Source organism: Streptomyces sp. NPDC060184, from assembly GCF_042728795.1.
GTDB lineage: Bacteria > Actinomycetota > Actinomycetes > Streptomycetales > Streptomycetaceae > Streptomyces.
Genome location: NZ_JBHWYX010000029.1, coordinates 80609 through 104766, shown reverse-complemented (window position 1 = coordinate 104766; position 24158 = coordinate 80609). Strand labels below are relative to the sequence as shown.

Annotated in this window: 17 protein-coding genes; 10 read left to right on the top strand and 7 right to left on the bottom strand. The window is 72.6% G+C overall.

Going from position 1 to position 24158, the window contains the following annotated elements:
* Positions 1–73: 73 nt before the first annotated feature.
* Both ACFWEE_RS20285 and ACFWEE_RS20280 read left to right on the top strand, forming a co-directional pair.
* A complete protein-coding gene (locus tag ACFWEE_RS20285) occupies positions 74–2392 on the top strand; it encodes an ATP-dependent RecD-like DNA helicase (protein ID WP_386890857.1) in 2319 nt (772 codons plus the stop codon).
* 149 nt (positions 2393–2541) lie between these two features.
* On the top strand, positions 2542–3840 hold the full coding sequence (locus tag ACFWEE_RS20280; protein ID WP_328721589.1) for a citrate synthase: 1299 nt from the start codon (positions 2542–2544) through the stop codon (positions 3838–3840).
* A gap of 642 nt (positions 3841–4482) precedes the next feature.
* Here ACFWEE_RS20280 and ACFWEE_RS20275 read toward each other — a convergent pair.
* The 4 genes from ACFWEE_RS20275 to ACFWEE_RS20260 all read right to left on the bottom strand — a co-directional run bounded on the left by ACFWEE_RS20275 (position 4483) and on the right by ACFWEE_RS20260 (position 9831).
* On the bottom strand, positions 4483–6816 hold the full coding sequence (locus tag ACFWEE_RS20275) for a heavy metal translocating P-type ATPase (RefSeq protein WP_386890855.1): 2334 nt from the start codon (positions 6814–6816) through the stop codon (positions 4483–4485).
* A 260-nt stretch (positions 6817–7076) separates the two neighbouring features.
* Positions 7077–7382, bottom strand: a complete 306-nt coding sequence (locus ACFWEE_RS20270; RefSeq protein WP_386890853.1) for a heavy-metal-associated domain-containing protein — start codon at positions 7380–7382, stop codon at positions 7077–7079.
* A gap of 183 nt (positions 7383–7565) precedes the next feature.
* Positions 7566–8582 carry a PrsW family intramembrane metalloprotease gene (locus tag ACFWEE_RS20265; protein ID WP_386890851.1) on the bottom strand — a complete coding sequence of 339 codons (1017 nt, stop codon included), beginning with the start codon at positions 8580–8582 and terminating at the stop codon, positions 7566–7568.
* Positions 8583–9093: 511 nt separating this feature from the next.
* Positions 9094–9831, bottom strand: a complete 738-nt coding sequence (locus ACFWEE_RS20260) for a TetR/AcrR family transcriptional regulator (RefSeq protein ID WP_386890850.1) — start codon at positions 9829–9831, stop codon at positions 9094–9096.
* Positions 9832–9989: 158 nt separating this feature from the next.
* On the opposite strand from ACFWEE_RS20260, the gene ACFWEE_RS20255 reads away from it, so the two are divergent.
* Positions 9990–12275, top strand: a complete 2286-nt coding sequence (locus ACFWEE_RS20255; protein ID WP_386890849.1) for an MMPL family transporter — start codon at positions 9990–9992, stop codon at positions 12273–12275.
* A gap of 141 nt (positions 12276–12416) precedes the next feature.
* A complete protein-coding gene (locus ACFWEE_RS20250) occupies positions 12417–13487 on the top strand; it encodes a zinc-binding dehydrogenase (RefSeq protein WP_386890847.1) in 1071 nt (356 codons plus the stop codon).
* A gap of 5 nt (positions 13488–13492) precedes the next feature.
* Here ACFWEE_RS20250 and ACFWEE_RS20245 read toward each other — a convergent pair whose 3' ends face one another.
* Entirely contained in the window at positions 13493–13702 is a 210-nt protein-coding gene (locus tag ACFWEE_RS20245; RefSeq protein WP_386890845.1) for a MarR family transcriptional regulator, read from the bottom strand.
* A 287-nt stretch (positions 13703–13989) separates the two neighbouring features.
* Complete coding sequence (locus ACFWEE_RS20240) at positions 13990–14808, bottom strand: TetR/AcrR family transcriptional regulator (RefSeq protein WP_386890844.1); 819 nt, start codon at positions 14806–14808, stop codon at positions 13990–13992.
* A gap of 249 nt (positions 14809–15057) precedes the next feature.
* Between ACFWEE_RS20240 and ACFWEE_RS20235 the strand changes: the two genes are divergently transcribed.
* Positions 15058–16068, top strand: coding sequence for a hypothetical protein (locus ACFWEE_RS20235; RefSeq protein ID WP_386890843.1), 1011 nt, complete (start codon positions 15058–15060; stop codon positions 16066–16068).
* Between the two features lie 212 nt (positions 16069–16280).
* On the opposite strand, the gene ACFWEE_RS20230 is transcribed toward ACFWEE_RS20235, so the two are convergent.
* Positions 16281–17207: a sugar phosphate isomerase/epimerase family protein gene (locus ACFWEE_RS20230; protein ID WP_386890842.1), complete on the bottom strand. Its 927-nt coding sequence runs from the start codon at positions 17205–17207 to the stop codon at positions 16281–16283.
* Between the two features lie 199 nt (positions 17208–17406).
* Between ACFWEE_RS20230 and iolC the strand changes: the two genes are divergently transcribed.
* The 5 genes from iolC to ACFWEE_RS20205 all read left to right on the top strand — a co-directional run bounded on the left by iolC (position 17407) and on the right by ACFWEE_RS20205 (position 24072).
* Positions 17407–18528, top strand: a complete 1122-nt coding sequence (iolC, locus tag ACFWEE_RS20225; RefSeq protein ID WP_386890840.1) for a 5-dehydro-2-deoxygluconokinase — start codon at positions 17407–17409, stop codon at positions 18526–18528.
* Positions 18525–19538 carry a deoxyribose-phosphate aldolase gene (locus ACFWEE_RS20220; RefSeq protein WP_386890838.1) on the top strand — a complete coding sequence of 338 codons (1014 nt, stop codon included), beginning with the start codon at positions 18525–18527 and terminating at the stop codon, positions 19536–19538. Before iolC ends, ACFWEE_RS20220 begins: the two co-directional genes overlap by 4 nt.
* On the top strand, positions 19535–20443 hold the full coding sequence (iolB, locus tag ACFWEE_RS20215) for a 5-deoxy-glucuronate isomerase (RefSeq protein WP_386890836.1): 909 nt from the start codon (positions 19535–19537) through the stop codon (positions 20441–20443). Before ACFWEE_RS20220 ends, iolB begins: the two co-directional genes overlap by 4 nt.
* Positions 20440–22476 (top strand): 3D-(3,5/4)-trihydroxycyclohexane-1,2-dione acylhydrolase (decyclizing), encoded by a 2037-nt coding sequence (gene iolD / locus ACFWEE_RS20210; protein WP_386890835.1) that lies wholly within the window; start codon positions 20440–20442, stop codon positions 22474–22476. Before iolB ends, iolD begins: the two co-directional genes overlap by 4 nt.
* A gap of 93 nt (positions 22477–22569) precedes the next feature.
* Positions 22570–24072, top strand: a complete 1503-nt coding sequence (locus tag ACFWEE_RS20205; RefSeq protein ID WP_386890833.1) for a CoA-acylating methylmalonate-semialdehyde dehydrogenase — start codon at positions 22570–22572, stop codon at positions 24070–24072.
* Positions 24073–24158 lie beyond the last annotated feature (86 nt).

Genomic DNA, 24158 nt, shown 5'->3' with positions numbered 1-24158 from the left:
GCCGGGGCCCCCCGGCCGGGCCGCCGGCACGACCCCGTACGGCGGTGTCGGCACCACCCGATACCGTCGATCCATGCCCAACGCGCCCACCCCGCCCCCCAATCTGGCAGTCCTCGAAGGGGTCCTGGAGCGGATCACCTACGCCAACGAGGAGAACGGCTACACCGTCGCCCGCGTCGACACCGGGCGCGGCGGCGACCTGCTCACCGTGGTGGGTTCGCTGCTCGGCGCGCAGCCGGGGGAGTCGCTGCGGATGGAGGGCCGCTGGGGCTCCCACCCCCAGTACGGCAAGCAGTTCACGGTGGAGAACTACACGACGGTGCTCCCCGCCACCATCCAGGGCATCCGCCGCTACCTCGGCTCCGGGCTGATCAAGGGCATCGGCCCGGTCATGGCCGACCGGATCACCACCCACTTCGGCACCGACACCCTCGACATCATCGAGAACGCGCCCAAGCGGCTCGTCGAGGTCCCCGGGCTCGGCCCGAAACGCACCAGGAAGATCGCCGACGCCTGGGAGGAACAGAAGGCGATCAAGGAAGTCATGATCTTCCTCCAGTCGGTCGGGGTCTCGACCTCGATCGCGGTCAGGATCTACAAGAAGTACGCGGACGCCTCCATCTCCGTCGTGAAGAACCAGCCCTACCGGCTGGCCGCCGACGTCTGGGGCATCGGCTTCCTCACCGCCGACCGGATCGCGCAGGCGGTCGGCATCCCGCACGACAGCCCGGAACGCGTGCGCGCCGGACTGCAGTACGCCCTCTCCCAGTCCTCCGACCAGGGCCACTGCTACCTCCCCGAGGAACGGCTGATCGCGGACGGCGTGAAACTGCTCCAGGTCGACACCGGCCTGGTCATCGAGTGCCTCGCCGAACTCGCCGCCGACCCGGAGGGCGTCGTCCGCGAGAAGGTGCCCTCCCCGGAGGGCGGGGAGCCGGTCACGGCGGTCTACCTCGTGCCGTTCCACCGGGCGGAACTCTCCCTCGCCGGACAGGTCCGCCGACTGCTGCGGACCCCGGAGGACCGGATGCCCGCCTTCAGGGACGTGGACTGGGAGAAGGCGCTGGAGTGGCTGGCCCGGCGGACCGGCGCCACCCTCGCGCCCGAGCAGGAGGCGGCTGTGCGCCTCGCGCTGAGCCGGAAGGTGGCCGTGCTGACCGGCGGACCGGGGTGCGGGAAATCGTTCACCGTACGGTCCGTGGTCGAGCTGGCCCGCGCGAAGAAGGCGAAGGTCGTGCTGGCCGCCCCCACCGGGCGGGCCGCGAAGCGCCTCTCCGAGCTGACCGGCGCCGAGGCGTCCACCGTGCACCGGCTCCTCGAACTGAAACCGGGCGGGGACGCCGCGTACGACAAGGACCGCCCGCTCGACGCCGACCTGGTGGTCGTGGACGAGGCGTCCATGCTCGATCTGCTGCTCGCCAACAAGCTCGTGAAGGCGGTGGCACCCGGTGCCCACCTCCTTCTCGTCGGCGACGTGGACCAGCTGCCGTCGGTCGGCGCGGGCGAGGTGCTGCGGGACCTGCTCGCCGAGGGCGGGCCCGTCCCGGCCGTCCGGCTGACCCGGATCTTCCGCCAGGCCCAGCAGTCCGGGGTGGTCACCAACGCCCACCGCATCAACTCCGGGCAGCCCCCGCTCACCCAGGGACTCGACGACTTCTTCCTCTTCGTGGAGGACGAGACGGAGGACGCCGGGGTGCTCGCCGTCGACGTGGCGGCCCGCCGCATCCCGAAGAAGTTCGGCCTCGACCCGCGCCGCGACATCCAGGTGCTCACCCCCATGCACCGGGGCCCGGCCGGCGCCGGGCACCTCAACGGCCTGCTCCAGCAGGTCATCACCCCGGGCCGCCCCGAGCTGCCGGAGAAGCGGTTCGGCGGCCGGGTCTTCAGGGTCGGCGACAAGGTCACCCAGATCCGCAACAACTACGAGAAGGGCGAGAACGGCGTCTTCAACGGCACCGTCGGCGTCGTGACCTCGCTCGACACCGACGAGCAGCGGCTGACCGTGCGCACCGACGAGGACGAGGAGATCGGCTACGACTTCGACGAGCTCGACGAGCTGGCCCACGCCTACGCCATGACGATCCATCGCTCCCAGGGCAGCGAGTACCCGGCCGTCGTCGTCCCCGTCACCACCAGCGCCTGGATGATGCTCCAGCGCAACCTCCTCTACACGGCCGTGACCCGGGCCAAGCGGCTCGTCGTCCTGGTCGGCTCCCGCAAGGCGATCGGGCAGGCCGTCCGCACGGTTTCCGCCGGGAGGCGCTGTACGGCGCTGGATTTCCGGCTCAGGGGAGGGGCAGGGGGAGACTCACCGCAAAAAATGATCGATCAAATCGGTGGGAAACATCACGCGGGGCTTCCGGAACCAACGGGGAGGGGGCAGGATGACTAAGTTGGCGGCACTCAGTGCCGCCATTAGGTCCAATGGACGACCCCGAGTGCACTCTCCTGAGCCAAATGGGGGAGGGTGGAGACAGTCAGGGCACAGGGCACCTAGTCAGGGCACCTCGAAGAAGAGGCACTACGTCGGTGAGGGATGACGTGAGCGAGCACACCAACAACGCTGTAGTACTGCGGTACGGCGATGACGAGTACACCTACCCGGTGATCGACAGCACCGTCGGCGACAAGGGCTTCGACATCGGGAAGCTGCGGGCCAACACCGGCCTCGTGACGCTGGACAGCGGGTACGGCAACACCGCCGCCTATAAATCCGGCATCACCTACCTCGACGGTGAGCAGGGCATCCTCCGCTACCGCGGGTACCCGATCGAGCAGCTCGCCGAGAGCTCGACCTTCCTTGAGGTCGCGTACACGCTGATCAACGGTGAGCTTCCGAAGGTCGACGAGCTGTCGACCTTCAAGAACGAGATCACCCAGCACACCCTGCTGCACGAGGACGTCAAGCGGTTCTTCGACGGCTTCCCGCGCGACGCCCACCCGATGGCCATGCTGTCCTCGGTCGTCAGCGCGCTGTCCACCTTCTACCAGGACAGCCACAACCCGTTCGACGAGGAGCAGCGTCACCTCTCGACGATCCGCCTGCTGGCGAAGCTCCCCACCATCGCCGCGTACGCGTACAAGAAGTCGATCGGTCACCCGTTCGTCTACCCGCGCAACGACCTCGGCTACGTCGAGAACTTCCTGCGCATGACCTTCTCGGTCCCCGCCCAGGAGTACGAGCTCGACCCGGTCGTCGTCTCGGCGCTGGACAAGCTGCTCATCCTGCACGCGGACCACGAGCAGAACTGTTCGACCTCCACCGTGCGTCTGGTCGGCTCCTCGCAGGCGAACATGTTCGCCTCGATCTCCGCCGGTATCTCCGCCCTGTGGGGCCCGCTGCACGGCGGCGCCAACCAGTCCGTGCTGGAGATGCTGGAAGGCATCCAGGCCAACGGCGGCGACGTCGACGCCTTCATCCGCAAGGTGAAGAACAAGGAGGACGGCGTCCGCCTGATGGGCTTCGGCCACCGGGTGTACAAGTCCTTCGACCCGCGCGCCAAGATCATCAAGGCTGCCGCGCACGACGTCCTGTCGGCCCTCGGCAAGTCCGACGAGCTGCTCGACATCGCGCTCAAGCTGGAGGAGCACGCGCTCTCCGACGAGTACTTCGTCTCGCGCAACCTCTACCCCAACGTGGACTTCTACACCGGTCTGATCTACCGGGCCATGGGCTTCCCGACCGAGATGTTCACCGTGCTCTTCGCGCTCGGCCGCCTCCCCGGCTGGATCGCCCAGTGGCACGAGATGATCAAGGAGCCGGGATCGCGCATCGGCCGCCCGCGCCAGATCTACACGGGTGAGGTCCTCCGCGACTTCGTCCCCGTCGAGGGCCGCTGACCCACCCCGCACGGGCGCACTCGGGGCGCCCGGGTGAACCGGTACGGCGCGACGACCGCATGAGCCGCGTGGCGCCGTACCCGTAGGGCCGCTCGCCGTAGTCGCTCCGTCGGCGTCGCCCGTAGGGCTCGTAGTACCTGCTGCCCCGCAGTGCCCGCACCGATCGCAGTACCCGCACCACCGCGCACCACCCGGCCTCCTCGGCCGACTGCCTTCGCCCCGCGTGCCGCGCTCGCCCAGAGCGCGGCGTCCGGGGCGATTCGGCGTTGTGGGGCCCGGGGCGCCGTGGCGCGCCTCTCGGCATGGCCGGAAACAGCAGGAAGCGCCCCGCCGTCGATCCCCCCACGGGTCGACGGACAGGGCGCTTCCCATATCCCGGAGCGGATTCCCCCCACGGGATCCGGCCGGGCGTCCTTCAGGGAGTCTGCACTCCCTTGTCCTGCTGCGGTCCGCCGGGGTACGTACGGGAGGGCCGCTCAAAGCTCCCCGATGCACGTGCCCCGGCCAACGCTTGCCATGAAGCGTCCCCCAAGACACTTCATCGGACGTCCCCCAAGACATCCTTGGCATCGCACTCTAAGACTCACGAACCCATTGAATGGTTACCCTCAAATCGATGTGATCTAGATCTCTTTGTGGAAATTACGTGAAGGAGCGCAGGCGCAGGCTGTTCGTCACGACGAACACGGAGGAGAACGCCATGGCGGCTCCCGCGATCATCGGGTTGAGCAGGCCGAACGCAGCAAGCGGCAGGGCCGCCACGTTGTACCCGAAGGCCCAGACGAGGTTGCCCCTGATGGTGGACAGCGTACGCCGAGAGAGGCGGATCGCGGCCCCTGTCACCTTCAGATCTCCACGTACCAATGTGAGATCGCTCGCCTCGATCGCCGCGTCCGTCCCCGTACCCATCGCCAGCCCCAGATCCGCGGTCGCGAGGGCGGCGGCGTCGTTCACGCCGTCGCCGACCATCGCGACCGACCGGCCCGCCGCCTGGAGCCTCCGCACAACCTCCACCTTCTCCTGGGGCAGCACCTCGGCGTAGACCTCGTCGATCCCGACGGCACGCGCCACGGATTCGGCCACGGCCCGGTTGTCGCCGGTCAGCAGCACCGGGCGCAGCCCCAGCCCGCGCAGCTCGGCGACCGCCGCGGCGCTGCTGTCCTTCACGGTGTCCGCGACCTCCAGGACCGCGCGGGCCTCCCCGTCCCAGCCGACCACCACGGCCGTGGTCCCGATGGCCCCGGCGAGCGCCGACTCCAGCGCCGGCGGCAGGGCGATCCCGGCCTCCGCCAGGAGCGCGGGCCGGCCGACGAGAACCGTACGGCCGTCCACCGTGCCCCGTACGCCGAGCCCGGCGACATTCCCGAAGCCAGTGACGGAAGGCAGCGCCCCCAGGCGCTCGGCCGCCGCCGAAGCCACCGCACGGGCCACCGGGTGCTCCGAGGCGTGCTCCAGCGCCCCGGCCAGCCGCAGCGCCTCGTCCTCGTCCGTCCCGGGCGCGGTGTGCACGGCCCGGAGCGCCATCCGGCCCGTGGTGACGGTGCCCGTCTTGTCGAGCACGATCGTGTCGACGCGCCGGGTCGTCTCCAGGACCTCCGGGCCCTTGATCAGGATGCCGAGCTGGGCGCCGCGCCCCGTACCGACCATGAGAGCGGTGGGAGTGGCCAGCCCGAGGGCGCAGGGGCAGGCGATGATCAGTACGGCGACCGCCGCCGTGAACGCGGCCGTCACGTCGTCCGTCACCAGCAGCCAGGTGACCAGCGTGGCCACCGCGATCAGCAGCACCACCGGCACGAAGACCGCCGACACCCGGTCGGCGAGGCGCTGCACCTCGGCCTTGCCGTTCTGGGCGTCCTCCACGAGCCGCGCCATCCGGGCGAGCTGGGTGTCGGCCCCGACCCGGGTCGCCTCCACGACGAGCCGGCCCGAGACGTTCACCGTCGCCCCGGTGACCTGGGCGCCGGGTCCCACGTCGACCGGCACGGACTCGCCGGTGAGCATCGAGGCGTCCACCGCGGACCCGCCCTCGGCCACCGTGCCGTCCGTGGCGATCTTCTCGCCGGGCCGCACCACGAACCGGTCGCCCACCGCGAGCCGGGCGACCGGGACACGTACCTCCGTACCGTCGTTCCTCAGGACCGCCACGTCCCGCGCCCCGAGGTGCATCAGCGCCCGCAGTGCCGAACCCGCCTTCCGCTTGGACCGGGCCTCCAGATAGCGGCCGAGCAGGATGAAGCTCACCACCCCGGCCGCGACCTCCAGATAGAGCGCGGAGGACGCGTCCGCCCGGGAGGCCACCAGGTCGAAGCCGTGCCGCATGCCCGGCATTCCGGCGTCGCCGAAGAAGAGCGCCCACAGCGACCAGCCGAAGGCCGCCAGGGTGCCGACCGAGACCAGCGTGTCCATGGTCGCGGCGCCGTGCCGGAGGTTGGTCCACGCGGCGCGGTGGAACGGCAGTCCGCCCCAGACGACCACCGGAGCGGCGAGCGTCAGCGAGAGCCACTGCCAGTTGTCGAACTGGAGCGCCGGGACCATCGCGAGCAGGACCACCGGCACGGAGAGCAGCACCGACACGATCAGGCGCTGCCGGAGGGCGGCGAGGGCGCCGCCCTTCTCGCTCTCCGTGGTGTCCCCGGTGGCCTCGGCCCCCGCCCCGGCCGCCTCGCCGGGTATGGCGGCGGACGCCGCGGGCTCCGGCTCGGGCGGCGGTGGCGGTGGGGGCGGGGTGGCGGTGTAGCCGGTCCGCTCGACGGTCGCGACGAGATCCGCCAGATCCGTGCCGGGGCCGAAGGAGACGCGGGCCTTCTCGGTCGCGTAGTTGACCGTGGCGGTCACGCCGTCCATCCGGTTCAGCTTCTTCTCGACCCGTGCCGCACAGGAGGCGCAGGTCATGCCGCCGATCGTCAGCTCGGTCTCGGAGACCTCCGGGGCCGGTGCGTCGGCTGTGGTGACCTCGGCTGTGGTGGTGCTGGCCATGTCCGAACTCCTGGGAGAAACACTTCGGGGCCGTACCCCACCAGTATCTGCTGGTGGCGTCCGGCCCGAAGGGTGGTGGGAGGGGCGGCGGTCCGGGCGGCCTGCTCCGGCGGGGTTCCTGTCCGGGGCGGTGCTGCTCGGACCGTGGTTTCGCTGCGGGCCGTGCTCGTGCGGGCCGATGTCGCTCGGGGCGGTGTGGCCCGGGGCACTGTTGCCCGGGCTGTCGTCGGTGAGGCCGGTGTGGCCCGGGCTGTCGTCGGTCAGGCCTTGCCGACGTACTCGTAGCCCGCCTCGTCGACGGCGGCGCGTACGGCTTCCTCGGGCAGCGGCGCACGGGAGGAGACGGTCACCTGCCCGCTCGCGGCGACGGCCTTCACCTCGGTCACTCCGTCGATGGCGGAGATCTCCTCGGAGACGGCGCCCTCGCAGTGGCCGCAGGTCATGCCCTTGACCTCGTACACCGAGGTGACCGAGCCGATCGCCACCTCGGCGGGGGCGCCGTGGTCGGCCCCGGACGAGCAGCAGGAGCGGGCGGCGGCCTGAGGGGTCTCGGTCTCGGCGGTCATGGTGTTCTCCTCTGATCGGACATACCGAAGAGCGTGGACCGTGGCGTCAGCCGTAGGTCGAAAGCGCAACAAATCGGCATATTGAGCGTTGTAGGAAGGGCTGGGGAACCGGGCATCCGTTGCGCGTCCGGACCGGCCCGAGGCTCCCTTGCCTCATGTTCCAGACTATACCCCTAGGGGGTATCAAGGCGAGCGCCTGACGCCAGGCGCCGATTCCCCCCGCGCCCGCGCCCGCTCCTGCCGGGAGCGCAGGACGAGGACGCGGAGCCAGCACAGCCCGACCAGGGTGGTCGCCACCGTGCCGCCCACCGAGATCACGGTGAAGAGGTGCTGCTGCTGGTCCGTCGGGTTCTCCAGGAAGCCCCGGGCCGGAATCGAATCCACCTGCCCGTCGCCGGTGACCCGGGCGACCAGCCAGACCGCGATGCCCCGCATCGAGTCCCACAGGGCGTGCAGGACGGCCACTCCGAAGAAGGTTCCGACCACTGTCGGCGGGAAGCGGAACCGGCCGTTCGCCTCCCGGTGGACCAGCAGGACCCCGCCGGCGATCGCCGTCCACAGGCCGTGCCCGAAGGGGGAGAGCACTCCGCGCAACACCTCGGTCTCCAGCAGTGCGCGCAGGTCGATGCCGTCCAGGGTGACCGCCGCGTTGAAGGCGTAACCGGCGCTTTCGAACGCCGCGAAACCGAAGCCCACCGTGGCGCCCAGCACCAGCCCGGCCCTCCGCCCGCGGACGGAGTGGTGGCGGCGGAGGACGAACATCAGGGCGCCCAGCTTCACCGCCTCCTCGATCAGCCCGACGCCGAGGAACAGCCAGACCGAGGTCTGATGCAGCAGGTAGTACTCCAGCACCGAGGCGCCCAGCACCCCCAGGATTCCGCCGGTCAGGAACGAGCCCAGGATCAGGGACGGCCCGAGATCCTCGCCGTGCCGCTCGTACGCCCACAGCACGAACACGGCCGGCACGAGAAAGCTGCCGAGCAGGATCAGCGTCGGCAGCAGCGTGGAGTTCTCGGTGAGGTACGTGGCCCCGGCGGCGAGGGCCCACGCGACGACCCCGCCCCAGAGGCAGCGCCGCCAGAGGCCGGGGCGCGGCCGGGGCGCGCCCGGCGGGCCCGGTGGCGGGCCGGGCGGGGGCGGGGGTGCGGGCGGGGGCGGCGGGGCGTCGGAGGGGAGGTCGTCGGAGGAGGACCAGTTCACGCCGGCTCCTGGTGGGGGGCCTTCCGGCTCCCGGAGGGGGCAGGAGGGGGCGATCGGGAGGGGTGGGGAGGGGGCGATCGGGAGGGGTGGGGAGGGGGGCGGGAGAGGCGACCGGGAGGGGGTGGGGTGGGTGATCGGGAGGAAGGGCATCAGGGGCCCGACCGGGGCGGATCGGATGATGTCGTGACGGTCGGGATGAATCGGATGGGATCCGCACAGCCTAGGGCTGCGCCCGGGCGCATCGGGCCGGTGCCCGAAGGGCGTGTCGTCGGCGCGCGACGGTCGTTGGTGGGGCATGTCGTCGCACCGATCGGGATGTTCCGGGGCATATGCCAGCGCGTGGTGGCCCTGTCGCTCCCTGTGTCCTGCCCCGGGCCGGGGCGGGGTGCGTGCCCCGGCTGCGGTGGATGACCGAGCCCCGGTCCGGGTCGCGAGGCCTGCGCCGGGCCGGGGGGTGTGCCACCGCACCGTCGGCCGCCGCGTGTGCGGTGCCGTCCGCCGGGGCTCGCGGTCAGGGGGAACCCGGGGTGCGGGAGAGGCGGTTCGCCTCGTCCAGCAGAGGGTTCAGGTAACGGAACATCACCGTCTTCAGCTCGCGGGCGTACGCCTCGCGCTCCTCGCCCTCGTGCGTCATGATCAGGTCGATTCCGGCCTTGAACAGCTGGAAGGACATGGCGCCCACGCGCTGTATCTGCGCCTCGGGAAGCTCCGGCAGGTACCCCGCGAGCAGGGTCTCGACGCGGGTGAGCATCGCGTCGTGCACCAGGTCGTGCTTCTCGGTGATCCGACCGGGCACCTCGCCCCCGTGCATCAGGACGCAGAACGCCGGGTTCTCGGTGTTGAAGGCGATCAGCGGATCGAGCACCGTGTCGAGCATTCGGTCCAGCGCGAGTTCGGAGTGGCTCAGGGTGATGGCCTCGCCGTACGTCTCCTGCCAGCGGTGCAGGAGGCGGTCGCCGAGCTCCACCGCGATCGCCTCCTTGTTCGGAAAGAACTGGTACAGCGTGCCGGGCGACACACCGGCCTCGCGGGCGATGGCGTTGGTGCTGGCAGCGGTGTAGCCCTGCGTGCGGAACACGTCGGCGGCGGCGCCGAGCAGCTGGGCTATCCGGGCCTCGCCGCGCGCTTGGCGGCGGCGGGGGGCCGGGGTGCTCGCGGCGCCCTGGTCCGGCTCGGCGCCACCGTGCGCCTTCCCTGTCGGTTCCGTTGTCGCCGAGGTGGTGGTCCGCTCGGTTCCGGCCTCAGACATGGTTCATCCCCAGCCCTCGGGAGAGTGATTGACAAATACGAGCGGGCGCTCGCATTCTTGAGAAACGCGAGCGACCACTCGTGTTTGCCAGTCTATGTGGCAATGGCCGGCCCGTGCTGCCCTGAGCGGCCCGGGCCTGGTGGAGGGGGCACGGCACCATGTCCGTAGTCGAGAGCCCGCAGCGGCTCGGTGGCTGGACCCGTTTCGTGACGGCGCGGCCTCGGCTCGCCCTGCTCGCGGCGCTCGTCTTCACCGCGCTCGCGGTGTTCGCGGGGAGCGGTGTCGGCGACCGGATGGGCAGCGGTGGCTGGGAGGCCCCCGGCGCCGAGTCGACCTGGACGACCCGGGCGCTGGAAAAGGAGTTCCCCGCCTCCCAGCCCAATCTCCTGCTGCTGATCGACAGCGGGCGGGCCTCGGTCGACGACCCGGCGGTGGTGGCCGAGGCCTCGCGCCTCACCGCACGCCTGGCCGCCCAGGAAGGGGTCACCGGCGTCGGCTCCTACTGGCAGGGCTCCGCCCCCGCCCTGCGCGCCCGGGACGGACACGAAGCGCTGATCGCCGCCCACATCACCGGCGAGGAGAAGGGCTCCGGGGAGACCCTCGACCGGATCGCCCCGCTCTTCGAAGGGGAGCACGGGCCGGTGAAGGTCTCCGTCGGCGGGCTGATCGCCGCACGGCACGAGATGCAGTCGATCATCCAGGAGGACCTGTTCAGGGCGGAGATGGTCGCCCTGCCGGTCACCCTCGTCCTGCTGGTGATGGTCTTCGGCAGCGCGGTGGCGGCCCTGCTCCCCCTCGGCGTGGGCATCGTGGCGATCCTGGGGACCAGCGCCGTCCTGCGCGGCATCACCGAGCTGACCGACGTCTCCGTCTTCGCCCAGAACCTCACGACCGCCCTCGGCCTCGGACTCGCCGTCGACTACGCCCTGTTCATCGTGCGCAGGTTCCGCGAAGAGATGGCCGCAGGCGCCGACCCCCGCTCCGCGGTCGGCGTCACCCTCCGCACGGCGGGGCGCACCGTGCTCTTCTCCGCGCTCACGGTCGCGGTCTCGCTCTCGGCGATGCTCGTCTTCCCCCAGTACTTCCTGCGCTCCTTCGCGTACGCCGGAATCGCCGTGGTGATCCTGGCGGCCGGGGCGGCCCTCATCGTCCTGCCGGCCGCGCTGGTGCTGCTCGGCCCCCGGGTCAACGCCCTGGACCTGCGGCGCGCGCTGGACCGCCGGAGGGGGGCCCGGGAGGTGCCTCCCGGGACGGCCGGCCGGGGGTGGGCCCGCCTCGCCGCCCTGGTGATGCGCCGCGCCCCGGTCTTCGCCCTGGTGACCACGGCCGCGCTCGTCCTGCTCGGACTGCCCTTCCTGGGCGTGCGGTTCGGCACGGCCGACGACCGCCAGCTGCCCGCGGACTCCGCGTCCCGCGTGGTGCAGGACCACATCCGCGAGGCCTTCCCCGGGTCCCCGGGCGGCGGTCTCACCCTGCTCGTCCGCGAGGCCGCCACCCCCGCCCAGTACGCGGCCCTCCGCGAGCGGATCGCCGCCACGGAGGGAGTGGTGCGGGTGGACGGGCCGCTGACGGCCGGCGGATTCGCCACCTACTCCGTGGTGCCCGAGGGCGAGGCGGCCGGTCCGGAGGCCCAGAAGCTCGTCCGCGACCTCCGCGCGCTCGACGCCCCCGTCCACGCCTCGGTGACCGGGACCGCCGCCGTACTCGTCGACTCGAAGGACGCCATCGCCGAACGGCTCCCCTGGGCGGTCGGCATCATCGCGGTGGTGACCCTGCTCCTGGTCTTCCTGCTCACCGGCAGCGTCCTGATCCCCGTCCAGGCGGTCGTCCTCAACGCCCTCAGCCTGACCGCGATGTTCGGGGCGGTCGTCTGGGTCTTCCAGGAGGGGCACCTCTCCGGACCGCTCTCCTTCACCAGCACCGGCGACATCGAGACCACCCTGCCCGTGCTGATGTTCTGCGTCGCCTTCGGGCTCTCCATGGACTACGGCGTCTTTCTGCTCTCCCGCATCAAGGAGGAGTACGACCGCAGCGGCGATCACGAGGGCTCCATCGTCTTCGGGCTGCGCCACACCGGCGGACTCATCACCGCCGCCGCTGTGATCCTGGCGGTGGTGATGGTCGCCATAGGGACCTCGCGGGTGACCAACACGAAGATGCTCGGACTCGGCATCGCCCTCGCGGTACTGATGGACGCCATGGTGGTGCGCAGCCTCCTGGTCCCCTCCGTCATGAAGGTGATGGGACGCGCCACCTGGTGGGCGCCCGCCCCGCTCCGCGCCCTCCACCGAAGATTCGGCCTCGACGAGGGGGCGGCCCCCGCACCGTCCGCGCAAGCCGGGAGAGCCGTCGCTTCCGTACCCGGCAGCCGTGGGGCGGACGGCGGCGGCGGGATGACAACCCGGTCCGGCCCGGACCGGACCACGATCGCCGGCGGCGGTTGACGCCCCACCCGGCGGGACGCGGCCGAACGGCACGCCGTGCCGGTCCCACCGGGCGCATCACCGGGCACATCACCGGGCGTATCGCCGCCCGCATCACCGGGCGTACCACCGGGACCCGAGACGTGACGGATGGGCGGGGCCATGCGAGCAGTGGTGTTCGAGGAGTTCGGCCGGGAGGCGCGGGTGCGTGAGGTGCCCGATCCGGTCCCCGCCCCGCAGGGCGTGGTGGTCCGGGTCGAGGCGACCGGGCTGTGTCGCAGCGACTGGCACGGCTGGATGGGGCACGACGAGGGCATCGCCCTCCCGCACGTGCCGGGCCACGAACTCGCCGGAGTGGTCGAGGCCGTCGGAGCCGAAGTCGTCGGCCCGCGCCCCGGCGACCGGGTCACCGTTCCGTTCGTCTGCGCCTGCGGGCGATGCGGGGCCTGCGCCTCGGGGGCGCAGCAGGTGTGCGAGCGCCAGACCCAGCCCGGGTTCACGCACTGGGGATCGTTCGCCGAGTACGTCGCGCTGGAGCACGCGGACGTCAACCTGGTGGCCGTGCCCGAGGAGCTCTCCTTCGCCACCGCGGCGGGCCTGGGCTGCCGGTTCGCCACGGCGTTCCGTGCGGTCGTCGGTCAGGGGCGCGTCGCGCCGGGGGAGTGGGTCGCGGTGCACGGCTGCGGTGGGCTGGGCCTCTCCGCCGTGATGATCGCGGTGGCCGCCGGAGCCCGGGTGGTGGCCGTGGACGTCTCGGCCGCCGCCCTCGACCTGGCGAAGGCGTTCGGGGCGGCGGCGTGCGTGGACGCGGTGGCCCACCCGGAGGGTGCGGACGCCGCCGTCCGCGAACTCACGGGCGGCGGGGCGCACCTCTCGCTCGACGCCCTCGGATCGCCGGTGACCTGCACCGCCTCCGTACGCAGCCTGCGCCGACGCGGACGCCACGTGCAGGTCGGGCTGCTGCCGAGGGCGGCCGGGGCCCCGGTCGTCCCCATGGCACGGGTGATCGCACTGGAGTTGGAGATCCTGGGCAGCCACGGAATGGCCGCCCACGCCTACCCGCCGATGATGGACCTGGTCAGGTCGGGGACCCTGCGCCCCGATCTCCTGATCACCTCCACCATCGGTCTCGCCGAAGCCCCTGCGGCGCTCGCCGCGATGGGCGGGGCCGTGGGAGCGGGGGTGACGATCATCGAACCGGGGCGTACCCGCCGCGGGGCGCTCGGCGGGTGAGTCGCTCAGCCGGCGAGTGTGCGGACGCGGTTGCGGTTGCCGGGGCGGCGGGCGACCCAGTGGCGGACGGTGTCCGGGTACCAGTAGGGCCGGCCGTCCCGCACCTGGTCGGGGTCGGGAAGGAAGCCATGCTTGCGGTACGAGCGCACGGTGTCCGGCAGGACCCGGATGTGCGCGGCGATGTCCTTGTAGGACCAGAGCGTGCTGTCCGTCATCGAGTGTCGCCTCTCTGCGCGTTGCCGCACCGCAGCGGTGATGGAGGGATGGAAGAGGGGCTGCGGCGCACCGGCTGACGGTCGGTCAGCGGCGTTCTGTCGAACGACCGGGAGCGCCGACTGCGGGATGTTGTCGCGCAGCTGTGACGCATGCCGTACACAACCGGTACATGTCCCACGAAGACGGGCGGGCGCTGCCCGGTGGCCCCGTGGGTGGACGGGGCCGTGTGCCCGGGTGGATCCCGTGGCTCCGGGCGGCCCGGTGTGACCGGAGGGGGCGCGGCAGGTCAGGAGTCGGGCAGCCCCACGGCGTGCACGAACGCGTCGGCGAAGACGTCGCACATCTCCTCGACGGAGGGGATCTGGAGACCGGGCACGAGTTCCAGGGCCGGTCGGAGCAGGAGGTGCATGAGCAGGGGGTTCGACATCTGGTGGATGAGCGCGATGAGGGGCAGGTCGCGGATGCGGCCCGCCGTGACCTCGGAGGCCAGCCACTCGCCGATGCTCGCGTAGAGGCGCGGGACCATGTGGCGCGCGAGGGCCTGCGTCGCGTCGTCCCCCGGGCGCGCCAGGACCTCGGCGAGGATCGCGGGGAGCACGCGGGGTTCGAGGCCGACGACGTGCGCGAGGTGCGCGTAGATCACGCGGACCGTGCTCCGCAGGTCCCCGGGGTGGGAGGCCAGGGCCGCTTCGAGGCTCACGAACGGGCCGTACCGCTCGAAGATGGCCTGCATCAGCCCGTCCCGGCCGCCGAACGCGGCATAGAGGCTGTGCACCGAGCACTCGGCCGCCGCCGCGACGCGTTCGAGGGAGAGCGCCCCCAGTCCGTCACCGCTGATGAGTGCCGCTCCCGCTTCGACGGCCCGCTCGCGCACGGGCTTGTGGCCGCCCGGGTCGACCCCGGCTGCCCGGACCGCCTCGTCCAAGGCGTGCCGGGCGCCCCCGAGGCGGCGCAGCAGGGTGCTGCGGGAGATGCCCGCTTCCTGGGCGATGGCTTGCATCGACACGTCGGCGACGGCCGCCCCGCGCGTCCGCGCTGCCCGGAGGGCCGCCTCGACCAAGTCGGACGGCACCTGGACCGCAGGGTGAAACTCTTCGTTTGACACACGCATCAATGTACCTTGTATTCTTGTATCAGATCCTGTGGCGGACGTGTGCGAGCGTGCGAACCATCGCGCTGCCGCACTCCGCCGCGCTCTGCCGCCCGGCCGCGCTCTGCCGCCCGGCCTCACGCGGAGCGTGATGTCCGGCCCCGGCGCCCTGTGCCGGTGCCTTCGTCCCTTCTCCTCCCGGCCATGCGCATCACATGGGCCCGGCAGGCGTCCACCCACCGGTCCGTCGCAAGGAAATCCGCCATGACCCAGCAAATCACCCCGCCCGCACCCGCCGGGCAGGCGCGCAAGCTCCTGGCCGTGGTCGTGGGCCTGGTCGCCGTCGTGATCCTCATGCTCTGCGCCTTCGCCCTGCCCTCGGTGAACAGCGGGCCCCACGGACTCCCCGTCGGGGTCACCGGGTCCGCGCAGGCGACCGAGGCCGTCTCCGGCGCCCTCTCCGGCGACGACTGGAACGTCACCACCTACGGCGACGAGGCGGCCTTGAAGGCCGCGATGGAGAACCGCGACGTCATGGGCGGCATAGCACTGGCCCCCGGGCACGTGACCGTCTACACGGCCACCGCCGGAGGGGCGCAGCCCACCGCCGCGGTGACCGCCGTGGGGAACGGAATCGCACACCAGCAGCAGGCCGAGGTGACCGTCACCGACCTCAAGCCGTTCACGGCCGACGACCCGAAGGGAGCGGGCTTCGCCGCCGCGGCGTTCCCCATGATCTTCGGCGGCATGATCCCCGCGGTGATCCTCACCCGCCTCTTCCCCGGACACGCCGGGCTCCGCCGCCGCCTCGCCGGAGGCGTCGCCTTCGCCCTGCTGGCCGGGTTCGCGGTCACGGCCTTCCTCCAGTTCGGCACGGGCTCCCTCGACGGCAACTACGTCCTCAGCGGTCTCGGCATGACCCTGGGCATGGCCGCCCTGGTGATGACCCTGCTCGGGCTCGAAGCGCTGATGGGCATGGCCGGATTCGGCCTCGGTGCCGCCGTGGTCATGCTGCTCGGCAACCCGCTCTCCGGACTGGCCAGCGGGGCCCACTGGCTGCCGAACGGCTGGGCCACGCTCGGACAGATCCTCCCGCCGGGCGCCTCCGGAAGCCTGCTGCGCGCCAACGCGTTCTTCGACGGCACCGGTGCGGTAACGCCCGCCCTGGTGCTCGCCTGCTGGGCCGTTTTCGGCCTCGCGCTGATGCTGATCGCGGACCGCCGCGGCCACCGGTCCCCCGCGGCGGCGCCGGAACCGCAGGTGCAACCCGCATGACCTGACCGGCAGTCGGCACGAGGAGCCGGGGCGGGGTGGGGGTGCCACGTGCCCCACCCCGCCCCCGCTCCGGCTCCCGCTCCGGCTCCCGCTCCGGCTCCCGCTCCGGCTCCCGCTCCGGCTCCCGCCCCGGCTCCCGCCCCGGCTCCCGCTCCGGCTCCCACCCCCGTCCCGGTTCCGCAGGCTCCGCCCCCGCCCCTTCCGTCGTGGGGTCAGGGCGCGGCCGGCGGGGTGCCGCAGGAGCGGAGGTAGGCGCGGGTGCGGCGGGCGATCGGCAGCGGCGCGTCGGGGTCGCAGGGGTACATGTCCTGCTCCACGATCGCGAAGAGGTCGGTGCCGAGCGCGCGCGCCGCTTCGAGCACCGGCTCCAGCGCCGGTACGCCGCGCGGCGGTTCGCACATCACCCCCCGGGCGACGGCGGGACCGAACGGCAGCTCCTCGGCGACCACCTTCGCCAGGACCTCGGGATCGACCTGCTTCAGGTGGAGGTAGCCGATCCGCTCCCCGTACGTCCGCAGCAGGGCGACGCTGTCGCCGCCGCAGTAGGCGTAGTGCCCCGTGTCCAGGCAGAGGGAGACGAGGTCGGGGTCGGTCGCGTCGAGGAAACGGTTGACGTTCTCCTCGCTGTCGATGTGGGTGTCGGCGTGCGGATGGACGACGATCCGCAGCCCGTACCGGTCCCGCACCTCCCGGCCGAGCCGCTCGGTCTGGGTGGTGAGGTCGCGCCACTGCGCGGGGGTCAGGGTGCGGTCCTCCAGCACCTCGCCCGTCTTGTCGTCGCGCCAGAACGACGGGATGACGACGAGGTGTTCCGCCCCCATCGCCCGGGTCAGTCCGGCGATCCCGGCGACGTGCTCCCAGGTCCGTTCCCAGACCTCGGGCCCGTGGTGCAGCCCCGTGAACACGGTCCCGGCGGAGACCGAGAGCCCCCTGCGCCGGGTCTCGTCGGCGAGCCGGGCGGGATCGGTGGGCAGGTAGCCGTAGGGGCCGAGCTCGATCCACTCGTACCCCGCCGCCGCGACCTCGTCCAGGAAGCGCTGCCAGGGCACCTGCCGCGGATCGTCCGGGAACCAGACGCCCCAGGAGTCGGGTGCCGAGCCGATACGGATACGCGAGGGAGCGGGTGCGGAACGGGTCATATCGGCCACACTCGGCCCCTGTCCCGGTGGAGTCAAGGGCGCGTCCGCATGTCCCGGCCAAATGTTGACGGTGTTTCGGGGTAGGGCTGTCACGTGCCCGGTGGCGGACGGTATCCATGGCGAACGGCATCCGTGAGGGATGTGATCCGTGTGGACGCGGTCCGTGCCGGATCGGTGCGCGGTGTCGGAAAGGACGCGTATGCCTCAGCCGTACGACCTGATCACCATGGGCCGGATCGGGGTGGACCTCTACCCGTTGCGGACGGGGGTGTCCCTCGCCCAGGTCGACGCCTTCGGCAAGTTCCTCGGGGGCTCGCCCTCCAACGTGGCGGTGGCCGGTGCCCGGCTCGGACTCCGTACCGCCGTCGTCACCCGCACCGGGCGGGACCCCTTCGGTGCGTATCTGCGCGCGCAGTTGCGGGAGTTCGGGGTGGACGACCGGTGGGTGGGCGAGGTGGCCGCGTACCCGACACCGGTCACCTTCTGCGAGCTGTTCCCGCCCGACGACTTCCCGCTCTACTTCTACCGCCTGCCCAAGGCGCCCGATCTGGAGATCCACGCGGACGAACTCGACCTGGACGCGGTGCGCGCCGCACGGATCTTCTGGGTCACCGGCACCGGCCTGAGCGCCGAGCCCAGCCGTACGGCGACCCTCGCCGCCCTCGAAGCCCGTACGGGTGGCGGCCCCCGAACGGCCCCGCCGCCCGGCGCACCCGAGGGGCGGCCGGTCACCGTGTTCGACCTCGACTGGCGGCCGATGTTCTGGGAGGGCGGCGACGCGGACTCCGGGGCGCCCCGCCGCTACCGGGAAGCCCTCGCGTTCGCCACCGTCGCCGTCGGGAACCTGGCGGAGTGCGCCGTCGCCACCGGGGAGCACGAGCCGTACGCCGCCGCCCGCGCGCTGCTCGACGCCGGAGTCGAACTGGCCGTCGTCAAGCAGGGCCCCGAGGGGGTGCTCGCCGTCCACCGTGACGGTACGGTCGCCGAAGTGCCCCCGCTCCCCGTGCGCGTCGTCAACGGACTCGGCGCGGGCGACGCGTTCGGCGGGGCCCTCTGCCACGGGCTGCTCGCCGGATGGGAGACCGAACACGTGATGCGGTACGCCAACGCGGCCGGGGCCATCGTCGCCTCCCGGCTCGCCTGCTCGTCCGCGATGCCCTTCCCCGCCGAGGTGGAGACCGCCCTCGCCCGCGGACGGGTCGCCCCGGAACACCCTGACGGACCTGATGAACCGTACGCACCGGCCGCCCCCGGCTCCGTACCCCAGCCCCCGCTCCCACTCCGGCCCCCGTCCCTGCCCCCGACCGGGGCGGACACGTGAGCCCGGCCGCCGCCTCCTCGCTCGCCGACCTCGTACGGCTGCGCGCCGAGCACCCGGAGGCCATCGCCGAGGCCGCCGACCGCAGGCGCCGCAGGCCCCTCGCGCGCCCCGGCGAGCAGCTGCTCATCCTCGCCGCCGACCACCCCGCGCGCGGCGCGCTCGCCGTCGGCGGCCGGGCCCTCGCCATGGCGCACCGCTACGAACTCCTCGAACGGCTCTGCCTCGCCCTCTCCCGCCCCGGCGTCGACGGAGTGCTCGCCACCGCGGACGTCGTGGACGACCTGCTGCTCCTCGGCGCCCTGGAGGACAAGGTCGTCATGGGCTCGCTCAACCGGGGCGGCCTCGCGGGCGCCGCCTTCGAACTGGACGACCGCTTCACCGGTTTCCGCCCCCTCGACCTGGCCCGGCGCGGGTTCGACGCGGGCAAGCTGCTGCTCCGCATCGACCACGAGGACCCCGGCTCCCTCGACACCCTGCACACCGCCGCCCGCACCATCGACGCGATGGCCGCCCACCGGCTGCCCGTCTTCGTGGAGCCCTTCCTCTGCCACCGGGAGGACGGCCGGCTCCGTACGGACCTCAGCATTCCGGCCGTCACCACCGCCATCGCGGTCGCCTCCGGGCTCGCCGGATCGTCCGCGTACACCTGGCTGAAGGTCCCCGTCACCGAGCGCCCCGACGACATGGCCCGGGTGATGGAGACCTCCACCCTGCCCGCCGTGCTGCTCGGCGGCGAGGTGGGCGACGACCTGGACGGGGCGTACGAGAAGTGGCGCGGCGCCCTGCGGCTGCCGACCGTGCGCGGCCTCGTGGTGGGCCGGGCGCTGCTCTACCCGCCGGACGGGGACGTCGCGCGAGCCGTCGACACGGCGGTCGGGCTCCTCCGACCGCGCGCCCCGGAAGCCGCCCGCACCACCCCGGGCCCGGACGGCCGGCACACCACCCCGGGCCCGGACGGTGCGCGTCGATCGGCACCGCCGGAGACCGACGGGGGTAGGGAGGCACCATGACGACGCGGGAGAAGCAGGAAAGCACCAACGATCCGCACGGCGGCCCCCTGCACCTGAGGGGCGGTCCCCAAGACGCCCCGTACGCCCTGGACATCGGGCCGGAGCGGGCGGGATGGGAGCGTTCGAGCCTTCGGGTGCTCGAATTGCCGCCGGGCGGAGTTCACACACTCGTCACCGGGGAGAGCGAATGGATCGTTCTGCCGTTGACTGGCGGCTGTACGGTGCACACGGCAGGTGACATCTTTGAACTCACCGGCCGTGAGAGCGTGTTCAGCGGGGTGGCCGACTTCGCGTACCTACCGCGCGATGCCACCGCACAGATCTCCTCCGGCGCGGGAGGCCGCTTCGCCCTGGCAGGAGCGAAGTGCGGGCGACAGCTCCCCGCTCGCTACGGCCCCGCGTCGGAGGTACCCGTCGAACTGCGCGGCTCCGGCACCTGCGCCCGGCAGGTCAACAACTTCGCCGCCGCCGACGTCTTCCGCTGCGACCGGCTCATCGCCGTCGAAGTCCTCACCCCCGCGGGCAACTGGTCCTCCTACCCGCCGCACAAGCACGACGAGGCCGAACCCGGCGTGGAGTCGGTCCTGGAGGAGATCTACTACTTCGAACTGGAGCGCGGAGGCCCCGGCTACCACCGTGTCTCCCCGTCCCGCCCCGGCGGCGCGGACGTGCTCGCCGAGGTACGCGGCGGCGACGCCGTCCTCGTCCCCGACGGCTGGCACGGCCCCTCCATCGCACCCCCGGAGGGTGCCCTCTACTACCTCAACGTGATGGCCGGGCCGGACGAGGAACGCGCCTGGCTGATCCGCGACCACCCCGACCACGCCTGGATCAGGGAGACCTGGGACCCCCAGCGGGCCGATCCCCGGCTCCCGTTGTACGCCGCCCCGGAGGACCGCAGGTGACCGTCCGTCTGACCACCGCGCAAGCCCTGATCGCCTTCCTCGCACGGCAGTACACCGAGCGCGACGGACAGCGGCAACGGCTGATCGGCGCCACCTGGGGCATCTTCGGCCACGGCAACGTCGCCGGCATCGGTCAGGCACTCCTGGAGTGCGGCGGCTCCACGAACGCCCAGTACTCGGGCCACAAAGGCACCAAGGGCACCAAGGGCACCAAGGGAGCCGAGGACACCAAGGGAGCCGAGGACGCGAAGGGCACCAAGGCGGCCCAGGGTTCCGGCTCCGCCATGCCGTTCCTCCAGGGCCGCAACGAACAGGCCATGGTGCACGCGGCCGTCGGCTACGCCCGGCAGTCCGGGCGGCTCTCCGCCCACGCCGTCACCACCTCCATCGGCCCCGGCGCCACCAACCTCGTCACCGGCGCCGCCCTCGCCACCGTCAACCACCTGCCCGTCCTCCTCCTCCCGGGCGACACCTTCGCCACCCGCCCCGCCGACCCGGTGCTCCAGCAGCTCGAAGTCCCCTACGCCGGAGACGTGTCGGTCAACGACTGCCTTCGGCCGGTCTCCCGGTACTTCGACCGGATCACCCGCCCCGAGGCGCTGATCCCCGCCGCGCTCCAGGCCGTACGGACCCTCACCGACCCGGTCTCCACCGGCGCGGTCACCCTCGCGCTCCCGCAGGACGTGCAGGCGGAGGCGTACGACTGGCCCGAGGAGTTCCTCGCCGAGCGGGTCTGGCACGTACGCCGCCCCGCCCCCGATCCGGACGAGCTCGACCGGGCCGTCCGGGCGGTGCGGGCCGCCCGCAGGCCGCTGCTCGTCGCGGGCGGCGGGGTGCGGCACAGCGCCGCCGAGCAGGCCCTCGCCGCGTTCGCCGAGGCCACCGGCATCCCCGTCGCCACCACCCAGGCGGGCAAGGGCGCCCTGCGCCACGACCACCCGTCGGACGTGGGCGGCATCGGCCACACCGGTACCGCCACCGCCGACGAACTGGCCCGCGAGGCCGACCTGGTGATCGGCGTCGGCACCCGCTGGACCGACTTCTCCACCGCCTCCGCCACCCTCTTCCCCGACCCGGCGACCCGGTTCGTCAACCTCAACGTCACCGGGTTCGACGCCCACAAGCAGGCGGCCCTCCCGCTCGTCGCGGACGCCCGTACCGGCCTCGAAGCGCTCGCCGCCGCCCTCGGCACCCAGGGCACCCACGGCCACCGGGTCGACCCCGGCTACCGGCGCGCGTACACGGCGGCGAAGGCGCGCTGGGAGGCGCGGGTGGACGCCGCGTTCGCCACCCCCGATCCCGGTGCCGCACCCACCCAGACCCAGGTCCTCGGCCTGCTGGACGCCCTCGTCACCGAGGACGACGTGCTGATCAACGCGGCCGGCTCGCTCCCCGGCGACCTGCACCAGCTGTGGCGGGCGCGTTCGCCGCGGCAGTACCACGTCGAGTACGGCTACTCCTGCATGGGCTACGAGATCCCGGCGGCGATCGGCGTCCAGCTCGCCGCCCCGGGCCGCCCGGTCTGGGCGCTCGTCGGCGACGGCACGTACCTGATGAACCCGACCGAGATCGTCACCGCCGTCCAGGAACGGCTGCCGGTCAAGCTCGTGGTGCTCGACAACCACGGGTACGCCTCCATCGGCGGGCTCTCGGCGTCCGTCGGCGGCGAGCGCTTCGGCACCGACTACCGCCACCGCGACCCCGACGGCGCGTTCACCGGCGACCCGCTCCCGGTCGACCTCGCCGCCAACGCCGCCTCCCTCGGCATGCGGGCCCTGCGCGCCCGCACCGTGGCCGAACTCCGCGCCGCCCTCGCCGAGGCACGGGCCGCCGACCACCCCGTCTGCGTCCACGTCGCGCTCGCCCCGCCGTCCGCCCGCCCCGCGGTCCCGGCACCCGGCAGTGTTTCGGGCCCGCCTCCGGCGCAGGCGTGGTGGGATGTGCCCGTGGCCGAGACGGCCACCCGCCCGGCGGCGGTGGAGGCCCGCGAGGTGTACGACCGCCGACGGGCGACCCGGCACCGCCGCCTCTGAAGCCCGGGAAGCTCAAGCTCCGACGCCGGGAAGCACTGAAGCCCCGGAAGCCCGCGAAGTCTCTGAAGTCGCCGAAGCCCGAAGGAGATCGTCATGACCAGGACCGTCCACCACTGGATCGGTGGCAAGACCGTCGAGGGCACGTCGGGCGCGTACGGCCCGGTCACCGACCCCGCGACCGGCGCCGCCACCACCCGCGTCGCCTTCGCCTCCGCCGAGGAGGTGGACGCGGCCGTCACCGCCGCCAAGGCCGCCCACGCGACCTGGGGCCTCTCCTCCCTCGCCGCCCGCACCGCCGTCCTGTTCCGCTACCGCGCCCTGCTCGACGCCCACCGCGACGAGATCGCCGCCCTGATCACCGCCGAGCACGGCAAGGTGCACTCCGACGCGCTGGGCGAGGTCGCCCGGGGGCTTGAGATCGTCGAGCTGGCCTGCGGCATCACCACCCAGCTCAAGGGCGAGCTCTCCACCCAGGTGTCCGGCGGGGTGGACGTCTCCTCGATCCGCCAGCCGCTGGGCGTCGTCGCCGGGATCACCCCGTTCAACTTCCCGGCCATGGTGCCGCTGTGGATGTTCCCGCTCGCCATCGCCTGCGGCAACACCTTCGTCCTCAAGCCCAGTGAGAAGGACCCGTCGGCCTCGGTGCTCCTCGCCGAACTGGCCGCCGAGGCCGGGCTGCCGGACGGGGTGCTGAACGTCGTGCACGGCGACAGGACGGCCGTCGACGCGCTGCTCACCCACCCCGACGTGGCCGCCGTCTCCTTCGTCGGCTCCACCCCGATCGCCCGCCACATCCATGCCACCGCCTCGGCGAACGGCAAGCGCGTCCAAGCGCTCGGCGGCGCGAAGAACCACATGCTGGTGCTGCCCGACGCCGACCTGGACGCCGCCGCCGACGCGGCGGTCTCGGCCGCGTACGGCTCCGCGGGAGAGCGGTGCATGGCGATCTCGGCGGTCGTCGCGGTCGGCGCGATCGGTGATGAGCTGGTCGCCCGGATCAAGGACCGCGCGGAGAAGATCAAGATCGGCCCCGGCACCGACCCCTCCTCCGAGATGGGCCCCCTGATCACCGCCGCCCACCGCGACAAGGTCGCCTCCTACGTCACCGGCGCCGCCGCGCAGGGCGCCGAGGTCGTCCTCGACGGCACCGGCCACACCGTGGAGGGCTTCGAGGACGGTCACTGGATCGGCATCTCGCTGCTTGACCGCGTCTCCACCGACTCCGACGCCTACCGCGACGAGATCTTCGGCCCGGTCCTGTGCGTGCTGCGCGCCGGGACGTACGAGGAGGGCGTCGCCCTCATGAACGCCTCCCCGTACGGCAACGGCACCGCGATCTTCACCCGCGACGGCGGCGCCGCCCGCCGCTTCCAGCTGGAGATCCAGGCCGGCATGGTCGGCGTGAACGTGCCGATCCCGGTCCCGGTCGGGTACCACTCCTTCGGTGGCTGGAAGGACTCCCTCTTCGGCGACCACCACGTCTACGGCAACGACGGGGTGCACTTCTACACGCGCGGCAAGGTCGTCACCACCCGCTGGCCGGACCCGGCCGACGCCCCGTCCGGCGTCGACCTGGGCTTCCCGCGCAACCACTGACGCCACCCCGTACACCCCGGGGAACGACACGGCGCCCCGCGGCCGGATTGCCGCGGGGCGCCGTCGATTCGTTTCTTCCCGGCCGT

Bases quoted from the DNA above. Each gene is read 5' to 3' on its own strand.
- ACFWEE_RS20285 (WP_386890857.1), top strand. From the start codon at position 74: ATGCCCAACGCGCCCACCCCGCCCCCCAATCTGGCAGTCCTCGAAGGG.
- ACFWEE_RS20275 (WP_386890855.1), bottom strand. From the start codon at position 6,816: ATGGCCAGCACCACCACAGCCGAGGTCACCACAGCCGACGCACCGGCC.
- ACFWEE_RS20270 (WP_386890853.1), bottom strand. From the start codon at position 7,382: ATGACCGCCGAGACCGAGACCCCTCAGGCCGCCGCCCGCTCCTGCTGC.
- ACFWEE_RS20260 (WP_386890850.1), bottom strand. From the start codon at position 9,831: ATGTCTGAGGCCGGAACCGAGCGGACCACCACCTCGGCGACAACGGAA.
- ACFWEE_RS20255 (WP_386890849.1), top strand. From the start codon at position 9,990: ATGTCCGTAGTCGAGAGCCCGCAGCGGCTCGGTGGCTGGACCCGTTTC.
- ACFWEE_RS20250 (WP_386890847.1), top strand. From the start codon at position 12,417: ATGCGAGCAGTGGTGTTCGAGGAGTTCGGCCGGGAGGCGCGGGTGCGT.
- ACFWEE_RS20245 (WP_386890845.1), bottom strand. From the start codon at position 13,702: ATGACGGACAGCACGCTCTGGTCCTACAAGGACATCGCCGCGCACATC.
- ACFWEE_RS20235 (WP_386890843.1), top strand. From the start codon at position 15,058: ATGACCCAGCAAATCACCCCGCCCGCACCCGCCGGGCAGGCGCGCAAG.
- ACFWEE_RS20230 (WP_386890842.1), bottom strand. From the start codon at position 17,207: ATGACCCGTTCCGCACCCGCTCCCTCGCGTATCCGTATCGGCTCGGCA.
- iolC (WP_386890840.1), top strand. From the start codon at position 17,407: ATGCCTCAGCCGTACGACCTGATCACCATGGGCCGGATCGGGGTGGAC.
- iolB (WP_386890836.1), top strand. From the start codon at position 19,535: ATGACGACGCGGGAGAAGCAGGAAAGCACCAACGATCCGCACGGCGGC.
- ACFWEE_RS20205 (WP_386890833.1), top strand. From the start codon at position 22,570: ATGACCAGGACCGTCCACCACTGGATCGGTGGCAAGACCGTCGAGGGC.